We start from the raw sequence: 25,497 nt of genomic DNA, 5'->3' as shown, positions 1-25,497 counted from the left end.
ATTGCACATGCCGATAAATAACAACGTTGGTATTTTATTGAAGATTGATAATGTAATTAAAAATAATAGCTTAGAAGGTGAAAACATGATTGGTCGATTTATAGAATGTGAATCTTATAATAATATAATCGATCGAATGTCTAACGGAACCCCATCCCATATTATGGGAACTGTTCGATCCATTAAATTTCTTTTCTTTCGTTCAATATTGGCAGAAAGCGTAAGAAGTTAAATGGAGGAAGCAACGAAAAAAAGAGTATTTGAATGGATTACAAAGTGGGGTTTTTGGCCATTCATGCTACTCATAGGTTATATATTTTATATTTTGAATATTCCGGCTGGGTGGCTAATTGGTTCAATGGTAGCTAGTATGGCATATAGTTTATTTATTGGCCCTAGAAAAGTAAATAATAATTTTTTTGCCATCGGTTTAGCCATGATTGGATTAACTCTCGGAGCCATGCTTGACTTAACAATACTATGGGAAACAATTAGAGCATTTGGATTTTATTTATTGTTAGGTCTAGTATTGATTATTGGTGGAAGTCTAATTTTGTGCCATTTGTTTTATAAGACTTCTGGATTAGATAAAAAAACAGCGTATTATTCCTTATTACCTGGTGGGGCTTCTGAAGTATTAGCTTTAGCTGATCGTCATGGAGCAGATGCGGCTGTTGTTGCATCCTTTCATACAGCAAGAATTGCCATATTTGTTATTTTAATGCCGTTACTTGCTGGTGCTGGATTAGTTAGTTCAGCAAAACCTTCTATCTTTTTAGATTTAGTGGATTCTAGTAGCGTTCTTATTCCAATCGCCGTTTTACTAGTTTCCGCTATCGCCATTAGTAGAATGCTACCGATTCAAGCAGGAACTTTATTTTATGCAACTTTTTTAGCCCTTGTATGGAGTATGGGAACAGATTTACCTGTACCAATCCTTTTAACTGGAATAGGTCAGGTGTTTATTGGGACATCAATTGGATTGAAGTTTGATCCTAATACGTTTAAAACCTTACGGAGAGTTGGTTTACTAGGATTAACCTATTTAATGCTTTTAGTTGGTTTAAGCATTGGTACCGGGGGTATTTTTTCAATTCTAACTGGAGTAGATTTTTGGAGTTCTGTATTGGGCTGGACTCCTGCAGGTGCAGCCGAAATGTCATCTACTGCTATTTTTCTAGACTTAGATCAATCGGCGGTCATTATGCTACAGTTTATTCGATTATATGCAGTGTTCTTTAGCCTCCCATTACTTGCAGCGTGGCTTGATGATAAACAAATTAGTAAAGGAGTCATGTTAAAAATTAAAAAAACATCCTGAACACCTTTTGGAAGAAGTCTAATTGTTTATTTAAATCCAATTAAGAAAAAATATTTTGTTAATTGGTGGTTAAAGTTAGGGGATAAACAATGAAAAAAACTATCATATATTTAATCTCAGCACCCTTTATTGGACTTTCAATTGCTGCCGTTCGACCTATGACATCATTGTTTGCAGATGATCTAGGGGCATCGATGATTGAAATTGGATTAATAACAGCTTGCTTCTCTATTGTTCCATTAGTACTGGCAATTTTTGCAGGGAAATTTGTAGATCAGTTTGGTGAGAAGATACCATTAATGGTTGGTTCTCTCGGATTAGGGATTGCTTTAACGATACCGTTCTTTTTTCCAATGCTACAAATGCTCTATGTTTCTCAACTATTATTAGGTGGATCACAATTATTAGCCATTGTAGCCCTTCAAAATGGTGTTGCAAAGTCTGTACCAAAAAATAAACGAGATAAAGCAATAGGGTCGTTTAGTTTATGTATTTCCATTGGACTTATGCTCGGACCACTCATTGGAGGCTTTTCTACCGAACATATTGGTTTCCAGTATTCATTCTTAGTGTTAGCATTTTTTCCCATTCTCCCTTTTGTTTTCAGTTCGTTTTTAACCAATGAACCAAAAAAGAAGGTTGAAGATACTCAGAAGGGATTTGAAGGATTAAAGGAAATTTTCGTTATTCCAGGCTTAACGAGGGCCATGTTTATAAGTATGTTAAGCTTAGCTGCACTTGATGTATTCAATGTTTACTTTCCATTATATGCCCAATCTCAAGGGTTAAGTTTATCAGAAATCGGCTTGGTTTTAGGGACACTATCCTTTGCAGGTGTACTAGTAAGAATATGTATGCCGTACTTAGTTGGTAAATATGGAAGGGTTCCAGTCATATGCTTCTTTATGCTTTGTAGCGCCATTGCATTTAGCTTCATTCCATTTCTACCTTATTTTGCATTTATGATCATTTTGTCATTTGTTATTGGAGCTTCCATCGGTATATCACAACCAGTAACTATCATTTTAACGTATAACTTAGCTCCAGCAGGGAGAACAGGAGAAGTACTAGGACTTCGTCTTGCTGGAAATAGGTTATCTCAAATTGTCATGCCATTATTCTATGCAGGGGTAACAAGTATAGTTGGATTAGGTGCTATATTTGTTATTCAAGCAGCATTACTCGGATTCGGATCATTCTATGGTCGTGGTATTAAGGAAAAGGATGAGGTTGACCAGGAAAAAAGGATTGTTGAAAGTAAATAAAGCTTTTCTAGAAGCAACCCAACTTGAATTATATAAAACTTAGCCATATTCTCTAAAAGAGGATATGGTTTTTTCTGTAAGTAAGTTTAAAAACTATCACCATTGAGAGGTTTGTAGGAGAAAAGACGTCATCACTTTCTTATTTTATACCTGGAAAAATAAGGGGGTAAATATGTGGTAAGAAGAAAGCGGCCAATAATCCCGCAAACAGTGAAAAGGATATTTGCGGTAACAAGGGAGCCAGTCAATGATCCTGCAAACAGTGGAAAGGAGAATTGCAGTCCTATAGAAGCCGTTTAAAGCACTTTTCAAAATGTACGTTAGACTGAGAAAAATTTACATCTTAAGTCTTAGAAAAGTTACTTCTTAAGCCAAGTGGTAAATATTTCATGGAGCATTATAATAAAAATGTATTAATTATCCATTTGGTGACAATAGTTAGAATCACAACATTTCATTTTTTATACAGAAAGAAGGAGAGGGAATGAACGTACTTAAATTCATTGTTCAAAGAAAGATTTTAATTGGTCTAATCGTTGTATTCATTATAATGTTAGGGAGCTATTCAATGGCAAAGCTAGATAAGGAGCTATTGCCAGCTCTTGAATTTGATGGGGGCTATGTTTCTATTATTTCTGGAGATATGTCAGCGATTGAAGTAGAAAGAAATATTACGAATGTAGTAGAAAGACAGGTTCTAGCAGTTGATGGTGTGGAAGATGTATATTCTTCTTCCGCAATTGGGAGAAGTTCGTTACAAATACTATTTGAGCAAGGACGAGGCGATGAACTAATAAAAGAAATTCAAACTGTGGTTAATACGGCTACCTCTAATATGACACACATTGACAATGTGTTAGTTGGGCAATATGGAACATCACAGGATTTTGAGTTTTTTATGGATGTTTCTGGCGGATCGATGGAGGAAATGACGGACTTTGCTAAAACGATTCTTAAACCAAGATTAGAAGATTTACCAGAAGTACGAGAAGTGGCTTTAGAAGGAGTTGAAGAAAAAGAACTATCTATTTCATTTAATCGTGACAAGTTGTTTAGTAAAGGATTAAATATTACAGATGTAATAACAGTTATTCAACAATCGAACAATGAGGCAACAGTAGGATCCTTTCAAGGTGAAGTAGATACTCCATCTCTTCGATGGAATACAAATGTAAGTAATGTAGATGCTGTGAAGAATATAACTATCCCATCTAATGAAGGCTATATAGCATTATCTGAAATTGCAGATGTTTCTATTTCCCCCCAAGCAAACACTAATTTTGTTTGGAAAAATGGATCACAGGACTTTATTTTTCTTCAAATAGGTCGTGTATCTGATGTAACCCAAATAGATATGGCAAAAGCAATCCGATCTGAACTCCAACAAATAAATGATGAGAAATTAGTAAATGGCTTTCAAGTAAATGAAATTGTATCTCAAGCAGATTATGTGCAAGAATCTATAGATGGGGTAACGAACAATATTTTGATAGGTGCTATTATAGCTATAGGAATTTTACTCCTATTTTTACGTAACATTCGTGCCACCTTTATCGTTACTTTAGCTATACCAACATCTATTTTACTTACTTTCTTAGTTATGTGGGTTCTTGATTATAGTGTAAATATATTAACACTCATTGGTCTAGGTTTAGGAATTGGTATGATGGTAGATTCCTCAATTGTCATACTAGAATCTATTTATCGAAAGAAAGAACAAGGGTATAAAAATTTGGAAGCAGTCCTTGAAGGGACAAAAGAGGTAGCAACAGCTGTTTTTGCCTCCATGCTAACGACAATTGTTGTCTTTTTACCAATTGGTTTAGTCGGTGGTGAATTAGGTCAATTTGTTATTGTTCTATCGGCAGTTGTTGCCATTACATTAATTAGTTCTGTTGTTGTATCTTTTACACTAATACCTTCTTTATCTGAAAAGTTCTTGAAGCTAAAAAATTCAAAAGCAGTTCAACAGGAAGGGAAGCTATTACAATTATATGGACGTATCATTTCCTGGGTAGTGACGAAAAAGCGACACAGCTTAGCGGTTATCTTCACCTTTTTTATCATGCTAGTAAGTTCGTTGTTTCTAATAAATAAAATACCAATGACAGTTATGCCTGACATGTTTAATCGGTATGCAGAAATAGGAATTACTGTAGAGCCAGGTTTATCAATCGAGGAAAAGAATACAATTGTTACAAGATTGAATGACACTATTTCAACGATCGATGATATTGAGGATCATTATGTTGTGGATAATGGAAATTTGTTATTTGCCATTGTGAATATGACGAAAGAGGATGAAATAACAAGAGAGCAACGAGAGATAAATGAAGAGCTTTTCCGTTCATTACGCGAATTAGAGGATGATTATCCAATCAACAGTGTTTTCAATGCACTTGATGGTGGTGGTGGTTATCCAGTACAGCTAACTATTACTGGTGATAGCTTCGATACATTAGAAACGATTGCCAATGATTTGATGTTAGAACTAAAAGATATAGAAGGGATAGTAGGTGTTACTAACTCTATTGAACGATTCTCTATAGAAGAGGAGGTTGAGTTGAAAAGAGACGCAATGGAGGATGCTGGTCTTCATGAAATTCAACTAAAACAGGTGATTGAGCAAGCTTTCTTACATTTTCCTATAGGTGAGATAAGATCGGATGGGGAAACAGTTCCGATGGTCGTTAGTTGGGATGAACCAATCGAACAAAAACAGGATCTTTTAGACTTAACTGTTACTACACCTAGTGGAGAAGAAGAGCTGTCCCAATTTATAGAATTAAAAAGTATCCATACACCGAATGAAATCAATCATTTAAATGGAGAAAGATATATTTCACTTTCTGCTGATATAGAGGGAAGAGATTTAGGTTCCATTAATCGTGATGTTCAAACACTTATTTCTGATTTCGATGCACCAGTAGATTATAGTGTCTCTCTTGCAGGTGACTTAGAACAGCAGCAAGAATTAATGCTAGAAATGCTTTTAGTGATGGCTATTGCAATTTTCTTAGTATATTTAGTTATGGCTGTCCAGTTTAACAATTTAATTCATCCAGTTGTGGTTATGTCAGTAATACCGATGACCATTGTAGGAGTAATTATTGGTTTATTTCTAACCCAAAGAGAATTAAGTGCATTATCGGCTATGGGGATTGTGATGCTTATAGGTATTGTATTAAATAATGCCATTTTGCTAATTGATCGTACAAACAAGCTTCGTCTAGAGGGCTACACTGTTCAAGCAGCACTTGTTGAAGCAGGTAAAAATCGAATTAGACCGATTTTTATGACTACACTTACGACAGCAGGTGGGATGCTGCCTTTAGCAATTGCTACTGGAGCTGCTGGGAATTATCAAGCGCCAATGGCAACAGTGATTATTTCGGGCTTACTGTTTGCAACTTTCATTACCTTACTGCTCATTCCATCTGTCTATCGATTAGTTACAGCATTAGGTGGAGGATTGAAAGGAATTGGAAAAAGAAAGAAGCAGAATAAAGAGGAGAAAGTAATTGTGGATAAGAAAACCGAGGCTGTGAGTTAACGAGTATAGTCAGTAATTGGATAAGATAAAATATAAATTGGAAGCTTCACTTTATAGCAAGGAGTTTATAAAGTGAAGCTTTTTCTTATACAAAACTTATGTTAAGTAAAAATATTGATGAAGACTTTCATGGATTTTGAGGAAATTGTGTTAAAATATTCCTATAAATAATTTGCATGAAGTTTTTCCCACAAAGCAATTGAAGGAGGTTTTTCGATGGAATCAATGATAGAAAAACTCTATGAAATATGTGAGTTGAATCCGTTGAAAGAAAAGGTCTTAGTTGTGGATTCTTATTCTATTGGAGAGCAGATTACATTCCACTACACAAAAAAAGGTTATTCTCTTGTAAATCTTAAAATAAAAACAGTTCGTGATTTAGCTTTACAATCTATGACGAAGCATGAGGAATATATTGACAGAACAATCGGTACTCATCTCATTCATTTTATCCTAAAATCATTAAAGGAAGATGGAAAGCTTCAATATTTTCATGAACTAGAGGTAACGCCTACACTTAGTTACAACATGTATAAGATGATCCAAGAAATTAGACTCTCAGGGCATACGTCAATTACGTTAGATGAAAAGATATTTGTTACTCCTAATAAAGGACAAGACCTTATAGAAATTCTCAAAGGATACGAACAATCATTAGTTGATTATCATTTAAGAGATGATTATTACTTATATAATGAAGCAGTAAAAAAGTCGTATAGGACAGGTGCAATTTATTTACTACAAAATAACCTCCCCCTTACATACATGCAAAATATTTTTTTAGAGAAGTATTTACCCAAAAATCATATCCATTTACCGTTAGCTCCTGTTTATGGAGTGACTATACCTCAACAAACAAGTTTATCGACCATAAATACAGGTTTAGAAACACCGTTAAGTTTCATATATCATTTAGATAAGTTCAATGGAAACTCAACCAACCTTGATTTGTTTGCCTCAAAAACAGAAGAACAAGAATTAAAAGAAGTGATTGGACGAATGAAGGAAAGGCAATTATCTTTAGATGAATGTACTATTTATTACAGTAATAAGAGTCCATATGTTACGACGATGTTTCATTTGGCTGAATCATTAAATATCCCTGTAACCTTCAGTGAAGGTATTTCAATTCGGTTTACAAAGCCAGGGAAGCTATTACTAGGCTTTCTTCGCTGGTTAAAAGAGTTCTACAGTGTTTCTAGTTTTAATCGAATACTTCATGAAGGGTTATTAAAAATAGGAGATGACGGACCTTCTAGCATGAGATGGATGACGATCCTTCGTGACGCGAAGATTGGTTGGGGAGAAAAACGCTATATATCACTACTAAAAAATCAGGTAGAAAAAATAGAAGAGAGAATCGTAAATGAAACAAATGATCAAAAAGTACGTTATTTCCAGGAATTACGTTTAAATATTCTATGGCTTTTAGACTGGTATAAAAGAATGTTTTCCACCATTCCATTTTCAAACACCTCCAATACTTTTAGCTATGAAAAGCTATTATTTGCTATGAAACAAGTAATCAACGAGCATAGTAATGTCACATCATCGTACGATCAAGCCGCCAAGGAAAGTATGTTGAATAAAATAGAAAGACTTATACCTTATGCAGCTGAGGAAGTAACGATTGATGAAGGAGTTAGAACATTAGAGGAATTGTTATTAGAAACAACTGTAGGAGCTTCACGTCCGAAACAAGGGCACCTTCATTTTTCTTCTTATGAAAAAGGAATATATGTTAATCGATCCTATTCATTTATTGTAGGACTGGATAATAGTCGTTTTCCAGGAGGGAATAGAGAAGATCCATTACTGCTAGATATAGAAAGAAAGAGTCTAGGTAATACTTTACCTTTAATGGAGGAAGAGGCTAGAAGAAAACAATATGAGATGCTTCAATTGCTAGCTTCATCTCAAGGAGAAATAACATTGAGCTATTGTCAGTTTGATGTAAATGAAAACCGAAACATTAGTCCAGCTCATTTGTTTTTGCAATGCTATAGACTTCAGTCAGGGAATAGAGAAGCGAATTTTAAGGATTTAAAACAGGCGTTACCAACTGTGGAGAATGGACCTATTATAGGGAACAAAGATTGGTGGACACAAAAGCTCTTATCTCCTAATCCAAAAGTGATAGACGAATCTCTAATGTCTCTTTTCGGTAATGTAGTTGCTGGTTTAGAGGGAGAGATGTGGAGAAACAATACTACCTTCTCTATATTTGATGGGAAAATTGAAAGCGATACTTCCGAATATGATCCTCGGGAAAACCCAAACAGAACGATTACTGCTGGAAAGCTAGAAATGCTAGCTTCTTGTCCTTATACGTATTTTTTACAGGAAATATTAAAGCTGAAGCCAATTGAAGATGTAGAATTTGATCCGAGTTATTGGTTAGACCCAGCAACAAGGGGGAGCCTATTGCATGAAATTTATGAAGTTTTTTATGAAACGATACAGGAACGGAGTGAGAAACCATCTGTAAAAAGTCATTTAAAGCTTATTTATGAAATAGCAAGTTCATGTCTAGAAAGAGTAAAGTTAACAGTGCCACCTCCAAATAAGAAGGTTGAAATCCAGGAAAAAGAAGAAATTCTTGAGTCATGTGAATCCTTTTTAAAAATAGAAGAAGAGACTAGTCATTTTAGTGAACCTAAGTATTTTGAGTACACCTTTGGTATAAACGGAATTCCACCTGCAAAAATATCTTTGCCATCAGGTGATTTTTATGTAGCAGGAAAAATAGACCGAGTAGATAAGCTCCATGACCAGTCGTATCAAATTATTGATTATAAAACGGGTAGTACGTGGGGGTACAGTGAAAATGACTTTTATAAGGGTGGTAGGCAACTACAACATCTTCTTTATACTTTAGCCATTGAAAATCATTTATCCTTAATGAACGGAGAGGTTTCTAAAAGCTCCTATCTTTTCCCTACGAAAAAAGGTGTAGGGAAAACATTTGAACGTGCTCAAGGGGAAGCTACTAGAACGAATGGCTTAGATATATTGGAAAAGCTGTTAACGATTATTCAACACGGCCATTTTACGTTGACAGACGATAAAAGTGATTGTAAATTTTGTGACTTTAAATCTATATGTAAACGTTCCGATTATGGTGATGAGATGATTGAATTGAAGCATCAAGATGTAAACGCTACTGGTGTAAGAAGCTTCAAGGGGGTGCGGGCATATGACTGAAAAGATTGTTGATCAACATGCACGAGATAAAATACTAGAAGAGCTAAATAAAAATTTCCTCGTTGAAGCAGGTGCTGGATCAGGGAAAACCACAAGCTTGGTCGATAGGATGGTAAATTTAATATACACTGGTACATGCAAAATTAACGAAATTGTAGCTATTACATTTACTCGTAAGGCTGCAGATGAGTTAAAAACTCGATTTCAAAATGAACTTGAAAGAAAATGGAATATGGAAAAAAGTGTTAATAATCAGAGGAGGCTAGAAGAAGCCATTCAAAATATGGAGCAATGCTTTTTAGGAACTGTTCATGCTTTCTGTGCACGTCTTCTAAGAGAACGACCAGTTGAAGCGGGGATCGATGTTACCTTTAAAGAGATAGAGGATGATGAAGATAATCTTGTGGCTGAGGAGGCATGGCATCATTACTTACTTAACCTCCAAGAAGATAATCCTACAATCCTCCAAGGCGTTCGGCAAACAGGGGTAAAGGAAAATACATTACTTGATCGTTTTCAACTTCTAAAGCAATATCCAGATGTTTCATGGGTCTCAGAACCAATAAATAAACCAGAGCTTCATCATACCTATGAAGCTTTGATTACTTTATTAAAGGAAGCTAAACGTTGTATCCCAGAAGAAATCCCAAAAGGACCTGATGGCTTACAAAAAGCCATTCTAGAGGCTTTAAGAATGGATCAATTTAGGAAAAAGAATGATTCATTAAGAATTGAAGTATTTGAGCTCTTTGATAAAAAATCTGCTTTTAACATTACGCAATATAAATGGACAACCAAAGAAGATAGCAAAGAATATAAAGCCCAGTTTGAAAAGTTTTACCAGGATCGAATTGAACCAGTGTTACTGGAATGGCGTGAATATTGTCATCCCATTATCGTTCAATTTTTAAAAGGTGCTTTATTTGAATATGAAAAAATAAAAAGAAAACGTTCGTTGTTAAATTTTCAAGATTTATTAATTAGTGCTACTAATCTTTTGAAAAATAATAATGAGGTTCGTTCCTATTTTCAAAATAAATACCGTTGTTTATTGGTAGATGAGTTTCAGGATACGGACCCTATTCAAGCAGAAATGATGTTTTATTTAACAGGTGAAGACGTTAATGAATTGGAATGGACAAACTGTAAACCACGACCAGGATCTCTGTTTGTTGTAGGAGATCCAAAGCAAGGAATTTACCGTTTTCGTCGAGCTGATATCGATATTTATAATATGGTAAAGGCATTAATGGTGGAGCACGGTGGAGAAGTGCTACAGCTAACAATGAATTTTAGAACAGTTGATTCTATTACAACACGCTTGAATATTATATTTAATCAATATCTTCCTGAAAAAGAAACGACGTATCAAGCAGCTTACCGACCGTTACATTCCTTTCATAAGGATAGTAATTTGAAAAGGATACCAATTAAGAGATTAGTCGTTCCTTCAGACTTTACCAAAAATCAAGATATGATCATTAAAAAGGATGCGGAAAATATAACATTATATATTCAAACGTTATTGAAGATTGGATATAAACCGAAGGACTTTATGGTAATAACAAGGTACAACGACGGCATTGATGAATACGGACGAACATTGGAGGATGCTGGTATTCCTATAAGTGTCAGTGGAGAAACGATCATTGGTGAAACAAGAGAGTTTCAAGAGTTATTCCACCTTTTAAATGTATTTGTAGATACTACAGACAATGTTGCAACTGTCGCAGTGCTTAGGAGTGTGTGGTTTGGCATTAGTGATGAAGCCTTATTCCAATGGAAAAAAAATAACGGTGGTTTTTCCATTTATTCATCTACACCTGAAGCCTTCACGAAGGGAACTTGTCATCCTGTGGAAGAGGCATTTTTGAAGCTTCGGAAATATAGGAAATGGGTTTCCTCTTATTCACCAGTTGTTGCTATCGAGAAAATAGTAGAGGACGTAGGCTTTTATCCACTTTTAGTAGCAAGAGGGTATGGAAAAAGAGAATATATTCAATTTTTACAGCTTATGGAGGCATTACGAAAGGAAGAGAATCGTGGAAATACCTCCTATGAGCAAGCAGTTCGTTTTTTATTGTCACGGATACAATTGAAAACAAAGGTAGTAAATATAGAAGAAGATGCAAATGCTGTTCGAATATTAAATGTTCATAAAGCGAAAGGATTAGAAGCGCCAGTTGTAATTTTAGCTCATCCAGGGAAAAAGCCTGACATTAGTGATAAAATTTCTACTCATATTAAACGGGTAGAGGGAGTGTCTAAGGGTTATTTTCGTTTTACAAAACAAGTTGGGCGTACAGCGAAGACAATCGGACAACCTAGAGAATGGGAGACATACCGAAGCGAAGAAGAAGCCTATCTATTACAAGAGGAAATACGAATTATTTACGTAGCAGCTACGAGAGCAGAAAAAGGTCTAGTAATCAGTGCCTGTGAAGGGAAAAGAAATAAAAACCCTTGGGATTTGTTAGACGCTGGAATTGATGACATAGAGGACATTTTGTTAAATCAAGAAATGGTAGTAACGGAACAAGCTAAGAATAAAGAAACACTGATGGGTGAAACATATGGAGTTGAAACAGCCAATCTTGATAACTGGCTAGGAAAAAGTACTGAACCATCTTACTTTAAGACAAATCCAAGTGATGAAAAAGAAGAATTGTATACGTTGGGGATTGAACGTGATGAAGGTGGTGGCCTAGCTTGGGGATTAGTTATCCATGAAGTGTTTGAAGCTTTAATTAATGGAAGAGGAGATTTAACAGATGAATTTCTAAAAAAATCCCTTCAGAAAAATAATGTGTCAATAGAAAGACTCGAAGAAGTTAGAGGTGTTATGAACCAGTTTATGGATTCTTCACTATGGGATGAGCTGCAGAATGGTGATGTGACATTAGTTGAGGTACCTTTCTCTATACAAATAACGGAGGAGGAAGATCCCGCAATTTATAAAATGCTACAAAGTAGAGAACAGTCTTCGGTCCCTATACAACTTACAGGCATAATTGATCTAGTCTTTAAAATAAATGGAATGTGGAGAATCGTCGATTTTAAAACAGATCGACCAAAAGATAGATCGTTGCTCTCTGATTTGACAGAATATTATACAACACAAATAACCTTATACACGAAGGTGTGGGAAAGACTAACTGGGGAAGCAGTAAGTTCAGCACAACTGTATTATGTTACGCCAAATGAGCTTGTAACCGTATCATAATTCCCTCAGGTCGTTATCTTCCACTTCTGAATGGTTCTATTTTCAGAGTAGACCCGCACATGCAACCGAAGTGAAATTTGCACCTTGAGGGATGAATATATTCATCAAGGAGGTTCATGCGTTTCTGGCAGGCCAATTACACCGTTGCCCACGTTCTGTGGGCAACGGTGTAATCCTGTCGTCCTGGCTGCGTGGGGCACGGCCTCAACTTCCTAGCACTTACTCGGTAAGTGCTAGGGGATTTTCGGACACGTGCTGATCCCACTGGAGTCGTCGCCCTTCACTGCTGAACCAGTCTATTTTTAGGGTAGACCGCCTATGCAAGTGTAAATTTGCACCATGGCGCATGAAAATACTCATTAAGTGGGCTCATCCGTTACTGGTGACAGCTTTCCGTGGGGCACGGCCTCAACTCCCAAGCACTTACTCGGTAAGTGCTTGGGGATTTTCGGACACGTGCTGATCCCACTGGGAGTCGTCCCCATCCACTTCTGAACCGTATCTATTTTCAGGGTAGACCCTAAAAAATTGGTAGGATGAAGGCACCACCGATGGCTCCTGTTAAAACAATAACCCAAGGTGGAAGCTTCCAATAGACGAGCATACTAAATAAAATAGCTGCAAAAGCAAAGTCAATTGGAGCTAATATAGAGTTTGTCCAGATTGGTTGATAAAACGCCGATATTAAAATACCAACAACTGCTGCATTAACTCCCATTAGGGCTCCTCTTATTTTACGATTGCGCCGTAATGCATCCCAAAAAGGTAGTGTACCTAATATTAGAAGGAAAGCAGGTAGAAAAATTGCAGCAGTTGCTAATAATCCCCCTTGCCAACCATTAATCACTGTTCCTAAATAAGCTGCGAATGTAAATAACGGTCCAGGTACTGCTTGAGCTGCACCATAACCAGCTAAAAAGGCTTCTTCGCTGACCCAGCCAGTTGGAACAAATTCTCGTTCCAACAAGGGTAAAACCACATGCCCTCCTCCAAAAACAAGTGAGCCTGAACGATAAAAGCTATCGAACATGGCGATCCAGTTAATGGAAGTCACTTCTCTTAATAATGGCAAGGCAATGAGTAAACTAAAAAATAATACAAGGCATACTGTTGCAAATCCTTTTGAAATTGGAAAATGAACACTTGCTTCCTTTTGTTCTTCCTGTTGCATGTATAGAAAATAGCCAATAAGTCCAGCGAAGACAATGACACCAACCTGCGTAAATGCTGTTTGCCATAAAAGAGTCCCTACTAAAGCAAAAAGAGCAATTGTTTTCCTTTTTAAGTCTGGAGTTAAATTTTTTACCATACCCAAAATAGCGTGGGCTACAACCACTACAGCTACTATTTTTAACCCATGGATCCACCCTGCATTTCCTACATCAAATTCTTTAAGAAGAATGGCAAAGATAATTAGTGCAATAACGGAGGGAAGGGTAAAGCCTATAAAGGAGATAATCCCCCCAAGAATTCCTCCTCGTACAATACCTATTCCAATTCCAACCTGACTGCTAGCTGGTCCAGGTAAAAATTGACATAATGCTACTAAGTCAGCATAGCTTTTTTCATCCATCCACTTTCTTCTACGGACATACTCCTGATGAAAGTAACCTAAATGAGCGATAGGACCACCGAAAGAAGTAAGACCAAGCCTTGTAGAAATGAAAAATATCTCTAGTAACGTTTTCAAATTCCAATTTGAAGCTTTTTCTTTCATTATGTATAACTCCTTTTTATCCGTAAAGATATGTAATAAATATATACATTTGAGTATACCATCATTTTTGAATAAAAATTATGTAATTGCAATTATATAATATATAAAAATTTGACATACAAAAAAAGTAGAAGGTTATTGTGTCCTCCTACTCTAAAAATTCGAATTTATATAATGAATTTTTAGTATTACATACATTCTAAGTAAATATAAATCTTAAAGACTAGTACCAGGATCTACTGGAAGACTACGCACTCTAAAACTTGCATCAGCTGAAGCAACTTCCTCCACTTGCGCATCCACTATTTCATCTACAACGTCACTTGCTACTGGTACAGTAACGACAATTGCAGATGCAATTAATAAAGCAACTAGAAGCTTTTTCATTCTCACCCCTCCTTTTATACAAGTTTATAGTTATACACTTAGTGCTGAGAGCAGCACAGTGTTAACACCCTTTTCTTGTAATTGCTGTAACGGAAGCTGTCGAAAAAAATAATCTCCAGATTTACTAAAATACCTTACAGATTGGTAAAAATACTTATCTTCATCAGTAATTAGTCCTAAATAATAAAAATGATATCCATAATGAAAATCGTCTTCTAGTTGAAATTCTGTCTCTTCTAAAGTTTTTTTTGCCAATTCTAGTTCATTGTTTTTAATTAATGAATAAGCATATCCTTGTTTTTCATCTAGATTATCTAATTTTAACCACTTAGTTTTTTCTGGATGTCCCCAATACGTATGTACAAAATTCATTAATCGTTGCACGTGGTATATTTCATCATGGTTTTGTATTTCTTCTAATACCTTTAAAGCTTCATTAAATTGGCTGATTGCTTCATCATAATTATCAAACAAATAAGACAAAGCTAAATTTTTGTAAGCAATAGCTTGCATAATTGGTGTTGAAGCATTTACTTTTAAGTTCAAGCCAAAGGTCCTTGATTTTTCCACTTGATTTAAATGTAAGTAAACGCTTTGCATAGCTAAATCAAGTCTTGACTGTAAGGAATCCTTCATATAACCGTCTTCTAAAGAGATTATTTCATTTTTAATTAATTCGCTTAATATTTCAATCATTTGAAAGGCTTTCAAGTCATAGTAATTGTACAATTGAAAGATTTTTCTTAAGGCAGACATTTCTGGTGATTGACATTGAATATACGTTAACTTATTTATAGATTCTGTTAGATCTAATTCATTTTTACAAACGAGATTATCGATCAAATATATTTCAGCCCACTCATTACTTACCTCATTTTCACTAGATGATAGTTTTTCGATGAGATATTCTAGTAATTCCGTTTTACTGTTACTAACAGCATATTCTAGAGAAACTCTTGCTAAATAGGAATTAGGTTCGAATTCTCTTATAATATGCTCAATATCAACTGTTGAACGGAATATGTCATCAGTATAATTTGGATTATTCGTTGATTCTAGCATTGAAACACATCCTTGTATTCATTATCTAATGAACTTAATTTTAAATATACCATAATTTTCAAAAAAGATAAAAATATTTACTGTAAATTTTGTGAAAAAAAGTAGTAATTTATAATTTATTGTAACGATTTGTAAAACTAAATGGAATTCCCTCAAATTAACAACCTATATGAACTGAGTCTATCACGCAAAAAATGCACGTGGTGAATGGAAATCAATTACTATTCCAATTGTAATAAGTGAACTCCACGTGATGCTGTAACGATGTCCAAGCCAGGATAGGTGGATTTTAATGTTGCCCACAGGACGTGGGGTGTAACGAATGAATAGTTTTTCTATATTACGGATGGCTTTTCCACAGGTAGGTACAATAAAATAAGAGATTTTCATATTATTCATAATAGTAGTTATTTATATTATATAGTTAAATCCTATAAAAGAAAGATAATTACTGTGAAAATAGTACAATAGAACTACTGATTATGTACTAAAAAACTACTTTTTATTTATTGTATTTGCTTATATTTAGCAGTAATTATAGTAATAATTTTGTTTTCAAATTCAAGGTTTGTCAAATTAACTCAAACTAAGAAAAGAGATTCAGAAAATTTGAGCAATAATTGACAAATATACCTACAAGACATACAATTTTATTAAAATAACAACGTTTTCATTTCTATAAAACTATATATTTAACCAATTGATATTTAGTGTTTTCTATTTTAATAAGTAAGTAGAATTTATTACATATTATTTGTAAGCGGTTTATTTTTATAACAGTAATCATTTTAAACTAAAGGAGTGGGGAGTAATGATAAAGAAAGTGGAGCATGTAGCTCTAATGGCAACGAATATGGATGAGTCAATTGCATTTTATACGGAGAAATTTGGGTTTGAAGTAAGAGATAGAGGAGAAACGGCAGTTAGAGAGTTAACCTTTCTATCACACAAAAACCAACCTGGATTTGAAATTGAACTTGTTAGAGATTTAAATCCTGGAAAGGAATATTCTGCATCCGGAATCGTCAATCATCTAGCTTTTACAGTAGAAAACATGGAAGAAGCCATTGCCTACTATAAAAATCTAGGAATAACTTTTCAGTCGGATGAACCGAATAAATCAATTGATGGATCAAAAATCATTTTCTTCTATGGACCAAATAATGAATTGCTGCAACTCGTTCAACCAGTAAATCGTGGAGGCAATTAATAATGGGTAGAGAAAATAATTATGTTATTGGTCAAGGAAAAACAGCCCTTGTAATTGATGGAAAGGATAACGTTGGAATTGCTCTTGTAGATATTGACGCAGGTGAGACGTGTATTGTTCGCCTAGAGGAGAAAGAGATTACAATGAAAGTATTGGATCACATCCCTTTTGGTCATAAGTTTGCACTTACATCCATCAAGAAAGATGACCCGGTATTTAAGTACGGTGAGGAAATTGGCAAGATGAGCACAGCTGTTGAAAAAGGTGCTTGGGTACATAGTCACAATATGTATTGTGAAAGGGGGATGAAATAAATATGGTAGACACTTTTCTCGGATTTCGTAGAAATGATGGAAACGTAGGAATTCGAAATCATATAGCAATTATTCCTACCATTTATTCTGCGAATAAAGTAGCAGAACGAATTTCATATCAAGTGCCAGGTACTATGTATTTTCGACATCCTATTGGTTCTCATGAAGGAGAAGATCTAAACTTGGCAGCAAAAACACTTATTCAAATTGGGAAGAATCCTAACTATGCAGGTGTTGTTGTGGTAGGGCATGGTGACGAAGCCTTTTCTGCGTTTGATCTTGCAGAGGGAATTAGAACTAGTAGAAAAATGATAGAAACTGTTGTGATTTTAAATGAAGAAGATTCTCTCACAGCTATCCAAAAAGGTACTAATTATGCCCGTGAGATGCAGCAAATTGCATCACAGCAACAAAGAGAAAAGGTTAGTGTAAAAGAATTAATGATAGGCTTAAATTGTGGTGGTTCTGACACAACGTCGGGGTTGATAGCTAATCCAGCACTAGGAATTGCCTCTGACATGATAGTGGAGCAAGGAGGATCTTCTCTTCTAAGTGAATTAACGGAATTGTTAGGAACGGAAGATATATTAGCTAGAAGGGCAATCAACGATACCGTAGCAAATGAAATAAAAGAAACAATCTATCGAATGGAGAGAAGGCTCCAATATCAAACCTCTCATTCTAGCAATAAAAATAGAACACACCTTATTTCTAAGGGGAACTATGATGGTGGGTTATCTAGTGTAGTAGAAAAATCGTTAGGGAGTATGAAAAAATCAGGGAATGCTCCTTTTAGTGGGGTTGTCTCTTATGGAGAAGAACCTAAAGAAAAGGGGTTATTTTTGTTAGATTCCCCTGGTCATGATGGGGAAGTTACAACAGGACAGGTTGCAGCTGGAGCTCAAATTGTCATATTTCCAACAGGAAGAGGTACCCCTACAGGATTCCCAGGTGTTCCAGTTCTTAAAATAACTGGTAATCCTACAACCTTTGAAAAAATGAAGGAAAACATTGACCTAAATCCTGGAGCAGTAATTTCAGGAGAAAAAACACTTCGTGAAGCTGGAGAGGAAATCTATCACGAAATACTAGCAGTTGCATCTGGAAAGCTAGTAAAGGCAGAAATTTTAGGACATGATGAACAATTTTGCATTACTAGATTACCTATTTAGAAACACACCTTTGTTTTATATGAATGGAGTGAAGGCAGTGAAAGATACATTTCAAGGATACGTAAGGAAAAACGGTACTGTTGGTGTAAGAAATCAAATTGCAATAATCCCTTCTGTTTTTTGCTCAGGAAAAGTGGCTGAACGAATTGCTTACCAAGTACCAGGTTCAGTTTATTTAAAGCACCCTGTTGGTTGTAGTCAAGTTGGGGAGGATTTAGAAATAACTGCAAGAACACTAATTGAAATTGGGAAAAATCCCAACTTTGCAGGTGTTGTAGTAGTTGGTTTAGGATGTGAACGCTTTTCTCCATATGAATTAGCTGATGGAATTGCGCCTACGGAAAAGATGTTAGAGACAGTAGTGATTCAAGACGAAGGTGATTCCTTAAAAACGATTCAACAAGGTGTTAAGTATGCTAGACAAATGCAGCAAATAGCATCACAACAGCAAAGAGAAACGGTATCCATAAGTAAATTAACAGTTGGGTTAATTAGTGATGAAGTTTCTCATCCGTCTGATGCATTTACAAATGATGCAATCGGATACTTCTCAGATCTTCTTGTAGGAAAAGAAGGCTCTGTTATATTAAGTCAAATACAACAATTAATAGATGGAAAGAATGAAGTAGTAAACAGGGTTTCTGGGGAGAATTTAAAAAGAAGAGTAGAAAAGCTTTTGGATGAGAGGAAAACGAGGTTTAAAGAAATAGGTAATAGGGGTGATATAAGCAATAGTGTTACTTCTACAGTTTCTAATAATAAAAATGAAGCAGTTAATGCACTAAAAAAAGCTGGTACTACAGGTATTAAAGAAATAATTACTTATAAAGCACCTCCGGAAAAATCAGGCTTATTATTATTAGATTCCTATGGCCATGAGGGAGAGGTGGCAACTTCATTAGTGGCTGCAGGTGCACAAATGGTTTTATTTAGTTCTGGAAGAGGTACCCCTACAGGGTTCCCAGGAACTCCAGTAATGAAAATATCTGGTAATAAAGAGAACCTAGGTCGTTTAAAAGAAAATATTGATCTCTTTACAAATGGTAATGAAGTGCAAGATGTTGCAAACATAGAGGTTGTAGGAAATAGAATTTACAATCATGTATTAGAATGTGCTTCAGGCCACTCAGTGAAATCTGAATTACTCGGTCATGACGAGTTATTTTGTATAACAAGACTTCCTTGATATAAAAACAGTTTAGTTCTGAAGGGCGACATTACGTCGTTGCCCACAGGACGTGGCTGCCCTTAGGTGTAATTGGTCCGCAAGAAACGGATGAACTTCCTGATGAGTATTTCCATCCTCCATGGTGTAAATCTTCACTTGCTTGAAAGTCTACATTATTAAAAGATAGGAGACATACATAATATGAAATCTAAAGTAGTAATTTACAAACCAGTTCCACTAGAAATACGCAAGAAAATGGAAAAGACATGTGACATCGTTTATTTTGAACAATTAAATGATACTAACCATTCGCAGTTTATAAATGAACTAGCTGACACCCAAGGGTTAATGGGGTCAGGGTTGCCAATTAATGAAGAACTCCTTAATCATGCGCCAAATCTTAAAGTCGTTAGTAATATTTCTGTTGGATATAATAATATGGATTTAGCTGCCATAAAGAAAAGGAATATTATAGCAACTAATACTCCAGACGTATTAACAGAAACAACAGCTGACACAATATTTGGCCTTATTTTAACGACAGCTAGAAGAATGACGGAGCTAGATCAACTTGTTAAAAGTGGTCAATGGAATGAACTTATTGGAGAAGAACTATTTGGTCTAGATGTACATCACAAAAAACTTGGTATTATTGGTATGGGGAGAATTGGGAGTGCCATAGCTAAACGTGCACACTTAGGTTTTGGAATGGACATTCTTTACAATAATCGAAGCAGAAATGAGGAAGCAGAGCAAGCATATGAAGCGACGTATTGTAGCTTAGAGGATTTATTGCAGCAATCTGATTTTGTTTGCTTAATGACACCATTATCTGCTGAAACGGAGCATCTTATAGGGGAGAAAGAATTAAGACTAATGAAGAAAACAGCTATCTTCATTAATGGATCCCGTGGGAAAACGGTTGATGAAGAAGCGTTGATTCGGGCATTGGAGAAGAAAACAATTTGGGGTGCTGGTCTAGATGTTTACCAAAAAGAGCCAGTTGATAAGGAAAACCCTTTATTAAAAATGCCCCACGTCGTTACATTCCCACACATAGGTTCTGCAACCTATGAAACGAGGTTTGCCATGGCAGAGCTTGCAGCAGAGAATATGGTAAAGGGTTTAACAGGTGAGAAACCACCGAGCTTGATAAAATATTAGAATATGTTATAAGGTTGGGTTTGCTTTTGACTACAAGTGGAAATATGACTAAAAATTATATATATATCTATTCATATACGGACGAAGAGAAGCCTCTTTGTTTATTAGAAATGCGATCTTTCTTTGGAAATCACTCGGAAAAGCAAGTACTAGAAAGTGCCATCTCCATTCACCCAAATCGTAGTCCGTTCATTAAAGAAAGGTTAGACATTTTATATGAAGATTATCATTATGATGATTTACTAAAAAAAATACAAGGATTCCCATTAGATGTACGTACATTTAAAGTTGTTTTCGTGAAAAATCCTGATTTGTCAAGAAATGAAAAGGTCAGCTTTCACGATAGACGTAACATTGAAAGGGAAATTGGATTGAAAATTGATGGAAATCCTGACTTAAAAAATCCTGTTGTTTTATTTGGCATTATGTATGTAAATGGTCGATGGGTATTTGGAGAATATATGGAGAGTGAAGCTATTTGGCATCAACATCAATGGAAGCCAAATAGCTATTCCACTGCATTAAGCACCCGTGTAGCCAGAACGGTAGCAAACATCGCTGCTCCAAATCCAGTTGGAAAAAAAGTAATAGACCCTTGCTGCGGCATAGGGACGGTTCTTATTGAGGCATTATCCATGGGCATTAATATTTGTGGTAGTGATAATAACCCTCTTGTACTAGATAAAACAAGAGAAAATATCAAATATTTTGGATTTAAATGTGAAGTGAAATTAAAGGATATTCGAGAGGTGCGAGGAAGGTATGACTCGACAATTATTGATATGCCTTACAATATTTGTTCTGTAATTACTGAAAATGAGAAGCTAGAAATGTTAAAAAGTGCTCGCAATTTTTCAATGAAGTTAGTCCTTATTTCTGTAGAATATATGGATGAAATAATAGATAAAGCAGGGTTTACTATCGAAGATCGATGTATAGTTAAAAAGGGAAAGTTTAGTCGACAAATTATTGTATGTTCCTAGGTTAAAGTTAATTAATAAATTAGATTATTTAGACACCATTTTTAATCTAATGGTGTCTCTTCATTGTTTTAAAAAAATAGTATTTTTTGTTTGTTTATGTCTATTAATTTTAAATGATTATGATAACATTAATAGATGAAAGCCATATAACAATCTAAGTGGATGTAATACATATATATTGATAAAAGGAGTATTGATAAAAGTGAATAGAAATAACATGAAGGTTTTTACATTGAATTCTAATGCACCCTTAGCAAATGAGATTGTAGATCATTTAGGTATTGAAATGGGAAAAAGTACGATTAATCGATTTAGTGATGGAGAAATTCAAATTAATATAGAGGAAAGTATAAGAGGCTATGATGTTTACTTAATACAATCAACATCTGACCCTGGAAACGATTATCTTATGGAATTATTAATTATGATTGATGCCATGAAACGGGCTTCTGCAAAGTCTATTAATGTGGTAATCCCTTATTATGGATACTCTCGTCAAGATCGTAAAGCCCGTTCACGTGAACCAATAACGGCTAAGCTCATTGCAAATTTAATACAAACTGCTGGAGCAACAAGAGTTGTTTCTGTTGATTTACATGCTTCTCAAATTCAAGGCTTTTTTAATATTCCAGTAGACCAATTTTTAGGGATACCAATTATAGCAAAGTATTTTTTACAAAAAGACATTGAAGATGTGATTGTTGTGGCACCAGAAAATGCGGGAGTTATTCGTGCTAGAAAGTTAGCAAATTATTTTAATGCACCAATTGCTTTTATTGATAAGCAACGACAAGGGAATTCTAATGTTAATGATATTAATATTATTGGTGATGTAAAGGGGAAAACAGCAATAATTATTGACGACATGATTGATACTGCACGAACAATTTCATCAGGATCAAAGGCTCTTTTGGAATTTGGTGCAAAGGAAGTTTATGCATGCTGTTCACACGGAGTTCTTTCAGACCCAGCTGTTAGTCGTATTCAAGAATCAGATATTAAAGAAGTAGTCATTACAAATTCGATCTATCAGCGTGAAGAAAAAAGAGACAGTAGAATTACATGCCTATCTATTGGGCCATTACTAGCAGAGGGGCTTCTAAGAATTCAAAATAATAAGGCCGTTAGTCCACTGTTTGACTAATATATACGTTTGATATTAAAAAAAGCAATCGGGTTTACGATTGCTTTTTTCTTTTTATACAATTAATTGATATTGTTAAATATCTTTAGCATATCTTTCATCAGGAATCTTGCTTAGAATAACATAAAGATTGACATTTTCAGAGCTACTATTAAAAAATGCCATTTCTTCGTGACCTTCTGAGAAAAGAACATCGTCTTTTTTTACTGGAACCTTTTCTCCATCAATAGAAAATTCACCGATTCCATCCATGACATAAATGTAGACGGTGGCACCAGGGTGTTTATGTGCTGGTAATGACTGTCCTGGTAAAAAATTTAAAGTAAAGGCTGTATTCACTTCATCTTTAAAAATAATACGTTTAGCGAATTGCTTTTCATTATAATTAATATATTCTTTTATACTTTTCTTTTCCATTTTCAATTCAACTCCCTAAATTTTATAATTATGACTTAATAGTATTGTAAATGATAATCATTATCAACTTGGTGACTTAAATCACATATACACATCATTTATTATGCCCCTTTGTATTAAAAACGTGATTCATATCACAGAAATAATCCTTTAGAAAAGTTAAAATATTAAGAAATATTTTAATATGAGAAGGTGAAAAGGTTGATTACAACTGAATCGGAAACTATACTTTCTGGGTCTGAACTTTTATTGGAGGCTATAAGTCAGGAAGAACGGACAATTTTTATGGGGCAACCCTCCTATTCTTTAATACCACTTTTTGATGAGATTTATAAAAGTCAAGCAAATACTGAAATAATACATACGTTACATGAACAGGCAACAGTTCATGCTGCAGATGGCTTTGCAAGAGTTACTGGAAGACCAGGAGTGGCTATTATTCCTGCTGGACCAGGTCTGACAAATGCTATTACAGGATTAGCAACAGCATACATGGATTCTGTTCCGTTAGTAGTTATTACTGCACAGGTGGCTACTTCAGAGTTAGGAAAGGATAGCTTTCAGGAGGTAGATATTAATGGCATGACAACCTCTGTAGCAAAGCATAGTTTTCTTGTGAGGAATATATCAGAAATCCCACAAATGGTGAAAGATGCATTTTATCTTGCTAAAGCTGGAAGACCAGGTCCTATTATTATCGTACTACCTAAAGATAAAATGATAGAAAAAATAGGTGCAACAACTCTTATAAACAATAGCATTATCCATAAAAAGTTAAATAATATCACGATACCTGATAGCATTCTCACCCATTCCTTCAATGAAATAACGTCAGCAAAAAAGCCAGTACTACTCATTGGTGGAGGTGTTATTTCTTCAGGTGCAACTAAATATTTAAAGGAATTTGTAAATAAAACAAATATACCTGTTACAAGTACGTTAATGGGTTTAAGTGCGTATCCTTCAGACGATCCCCTACATCTAGGAATGGTTGGTATGCATGGAACAGTAGCAGCAAATAAAGCCATTCATCAAGCTGATTTACTCTTAGTCCTCGGAGTTAGATTTAGTGATCGCGTAACAGGAAGAATTAACGCTTTTTCTCCACAATCCAAGAAAATCCATGTGGAAATAGATGCTGCAGAAATAAACAAAATAATACCCGTTGATTATCCAGTTGTAGGAGATATAAAGGAATTTCTATATTTTATGAATGAAAATTGGAATAAAGAAATTGACAATGTATGGGTAAATAAAACGTTAACTTGGTTAAAAGATTCACCACAATATAATAGATCATCTAGCACTTTAAAGCCACAGGATGTGATTCAATTATTAAGTACAGCTACAGATGGTGAAGCAATCGTGGTTACTGATGTTGGACAGCATCAAATTTGGACGGCACATAACTATACGTTTAAACAATCTAGATCATTACTAACATCTGGAGGATTAGGGACGATGGGGTACGGTTTACCTGCTGCTATTGGCGCTGCTGCTTCAGATAAAAGTAGACCTGTTATATGTATTTCCGGTGATGGTGGTATACAAATGAATATTCAAGAATTATTAACATGTTCCAAATATGATCTTCCTATCAAGCTTGTTATAATGAATAACGGTTATTTAGGGATGGTTCGACAGTGGCAAGAGCTTTTTTATAACCGTCGTTATTCACAAGTTAAAATTTCATCGCCAAACTTTTGTAGTTTAGGAGAAGCTTACGGAATTAAAAGCTACAATGCTAGTACGTACGAAGATGCAATGGGAGTAATTAGTGAAGCTTTTGCTACTTTAGAACCAACAGTAATGGAATTCAATGTAAAAGAAGAGGAAAATGTTTTTCCTATCGTTCCTCCTGGTGGTAGTAATCAAGAAGCAATGTTTGAGAAGAGTTAAAATCGTAAAAAAAGACACCTTTCTTATGATATTAAAGAAGGTGTCTTCAATGTATTTTACTTTGACAACCCTGAAAATCACTGTTATCAAACTTAATGGTATTAGCAAATAAAGGTCAGGTTAATCATTCGTTCCTTCCCACTTCGCTTTCACCACAAGGGTATAAGTGCGACATCTGTTCTGACTTCACTCCGTTCGCAGTCACAGTGTCTCCTTTACCGAGACGATCTGGCCAAGCCTCCTCAGTCGTTCCACTCATTCCAATTGGATTAAAATCATTTTCATCCTCCATGG

20 protein-coding genes are annotated in these 25,497 nt (G+C 35.1%); 15 read left to right on the top strand and 5 right to left on the bottom strand.

The genetic code is table 11. The annotated features are described in order from the left end of the window. Positions 1-7 precede the first annotated feature (7 nt). From QA612_RS06820 to QA612_RS06790, 7 genes are all read left to right on the top strand, one after another. Positions 8-232: a hypothetical protein gene (locus tag QA612_RS06820; RefSeq protein WP_278283029.1), complete on the top strand. Its 225-nt coding sequence runs from the start codon at positions 8-10 to the stop codon at positions 230-232. Next, positions 233-1,321 (top strand): AbrB family transcriptional regulator, encoded by a 1,089-nt coding sequence (locus QA612_RS06815; protein ID WP_278283028.1) that lies wholly within the window; start codon positions 233-235, stop codon positions 1,319-1,321. It abuts the gene before it with no gap. Between the two features lie 89 nt (positions 1,322-1,410). Then, on the top strand, positions 1,411-2,586 hold the full coding sequence (locus tag QA612_RS06810) for an MFS transporter (protein WP_278283027.1): 1,176 nt from the start codon (positions 1,411-1,413) through the stop codon (positions 2,584-2,586). A gap of 174 nt (positions 2,587-2,760) precedes the next feature. After that, a complete protein-coding gene (locus tag QA612_RS06805) occupies positions 2,761-2,886 on the top strand; it encodes a hypothetical protein (protein WP_278283026.1) in 126 nt (41 codons plus the stop codon). Between the two features lie 184 nt (positions 2,887-3,070). After that, entirely contained in the window at positions 3,071-6,139 is a 3,069-nt protein-coding gene (locus QA612_RS06800; protein WP_278283025.1) for an efflux RND transporter permease subunit, read from the top strand. Between the two features lie 216 nt (positions 6,140-6,355). After that, on the top strand, positions 6,356-9,343 hold the full coding sequence (locus tag QA612_RS06795; RefSeq protein WP_278283024.1) for a PD-(D/E)XK nuclease family protein: 2,988 nt from the start codon (positions 6,356-6,358) through the stop codon (positions 9,341-9,343). Next, the gene (locus QA612_RS06790) at positions 9,336-12,566 is read left to right on the top strand and encodes a UvrD-helicase domain-containing protein (RefSeq protein WP_278283023.1); all 3,231 of its coding nucleotides are present in this window, start codon (positions 9,336-9,338) and stop codon (positions 12,564-12,566) included. The genes QA612_RS06795 and QA612_RS06790 overlap by 8 nt, the downstream gene beginning before the upstream one ends. 520 nt (positions 12,567-13,086) lie before the next feature. Here QA612_RS06790 and chrA read toward each other — a convergent pair. The 3 genes from chrA to QA612_RS06775 form a co-directional block, all read right to left on the bottom strand. Continuing rightward, on the bottom strand, positions 13,087-14,283 hold the full coding sequence (gene chrA / locus QA612_RS06785; protein WP_278283022.1) for a chromate efflux transporter: 1,197 nt from the start codon (positions 14,281-14,283) through the stop codon (positions 13,087-13,089). Positions 14,284-14,499: 216 nt separating this feature from the next. Further along, complete coding sequence (locus QA612_RS06780) at positions 14,500-14,670, bottom strand: hypothetical protein (protein WP_278283021.1); 171 nt, start codon at positions 14,668-14,670, stop codon at positions 14,500-14,502. A 30-nt stretch (positions 14,671-14,700) separates the two neighbouring features. Then, positions 14,701-15,732, bottom strand: coding sequence for an AimR family lysis-lysogeny pheromone receptor (locus tag QA612_RS06775; protein WP_278283020.1), 1,032 nt, complete (start codon positions 15,730-15,732; stop codon positions 14,701-14,703). Between the two features lie 811 nt (positions 15,733-16,543). On the opposite strand from QA612_RS06775, the gene QA612_RS06770 reads away from it, so the two are divergent. The 7 genes from QA612_RS06770 to QA612_RS06740 all read left to right on the top strand — a co-directional run bounded on the left by QA612_RS06770 (position 16,544) and on the right by QA612_RS06740 (position 22,887). After that, positions 16,544-16,942: a VOC family protein gene (locus QA612_RS06770; RefSeq protein WP_278283019.1), complete on the top strand. Its 399-nt coding sequence runs from the start codon at positions 16,544-16,546 to the stop codon at positions 16,940-16,942. Positions 16,943-16,944: 2 nt separating this feature from the next. Next, positions 16,945-17,256 (top strand): UxaA family hydrolase, encoded by a 312-nt coding sequence (locus QA612_RS06765; RefSeq protein ID WP_278283018.1) that lies wholly within the window; start codon positions 16,945-16,947, stop codon positions 17,254-17,256. Between the two features lie 2 nt (positions 17,257-17,258). Further along, positions 17,259-18,428 (top strand): UxaA family hydrolase, encoded by a 1,170-nt coding sequence (locus QA612_RS06760; RefSeq protein ID WP_278283017.1) that lies wholly within the window; start codon positions 17,259-17,261, stop codon positions 18,426-18,428. 37 nt (positions 18,429-18,465) lie between these two features. After that, complete coding sequence (locus tag QA612_RS06755) at positions 18,466-19,614, top strand: UxaA family hydrolase (protein ID WP_278283016.1); 1,149 nt, start codon at positions 18,466-18,468, stop codon at positions 19,612-19,614. A 183-nt stretch (positions 19,615-19,797) separates the two neighbouring features. Beyond that, entirely contained in the window at positions 19,798-20,760 is a 963-nt protein-coding gene (locus tag QA612_RS06750; RefSeq protein WP_278283015.1) for a 2-hydroxyacid dehydrogenase, read from the top strand. Between the two features lie 44 nt (positions 20,761-20,804). After that, entirely contained in the window at positions 20,805-21,743 is a 939-nt protein-coding gene (locus tag QA612_RS06745; RefSeq protein ID WP_278283014.1) for a TRM11 family SAM-dependent methyltransferase, read from the top strand. A gap of 193 nt (positions 21,744-21,936) precedes the next feature. Then, on the top strand, positions 21,937-22,887 hold the full coding sequence (locus QA612_RS06740; RefSeq protein ID WP_481804416.1) for a ribose-phosphate diphosphokinase: 951 nt from the start codon (positions 21,937-21,939) through the stop codon (positions 22,885-22,887). 75 nt (positions 22,888-22,962) lie between these two features. Here QA612_RS06740 and QA612_RS06735 read toward each other — a convergent pair whose 3' ends face one another. Continuing rightward, on the bottom strand, positions 22,963-23,304 hold the full coding sequence (locus QA612_RS06735; protein ID WP_278283013.1) for a cupin domain-containing protein: 342 nt from the start codon (positions 23,302-23,304) through the stop codon (positions 22,963-22,965). A 192-nt stretch (positions 23,305-23,496) separates the two neighbouring features. Between QA612_RS06735 and ilvB the strand changes: the two genes are divergently transcribed. Further along, positions 23,497-25,203, top strand: a complete 1,707-nt coding sequence (ilvB, locus tag QA612_RS06730) for a biosynthetic-type acetolactate synthase large subunit (RefSeq protein ID WP_278283012.1) — start codon at positions 23,497-23,499, stop codon at positions 25,201-25,203. Positions 25,204-25,327: 124 nt separating this feature from the next. Here ilvB and QA612_RS06725 read toward each other — a convergent pair whose 3' ends face one another. After that, complete coding sequence (locus QA612_RS06725; RefSeq protein WP_278283011.1) at positions 25,328-25,495, bottom strand: hypothetical protein; 168 nt, start codon at positions 25,493-25,495, stop codon at positions 25,328-25,330. Positions 25,496-25,497: the final 2 nt, after the last annotated feature.

The sequence above is a fragment of the Evansella sp. AB-P1 genome (assembly GCF_029688925.1).
Lineage (GTDB): Bacteria > Bacillota > Bacilli > Bacillales > Salisediminibacteriaceae > Evansella.
The sequence above is the reverse complement of the archived record's forward strand: the minus strand, read 5'-3'. Positions and strand labels throughout refer to the sequence as shown.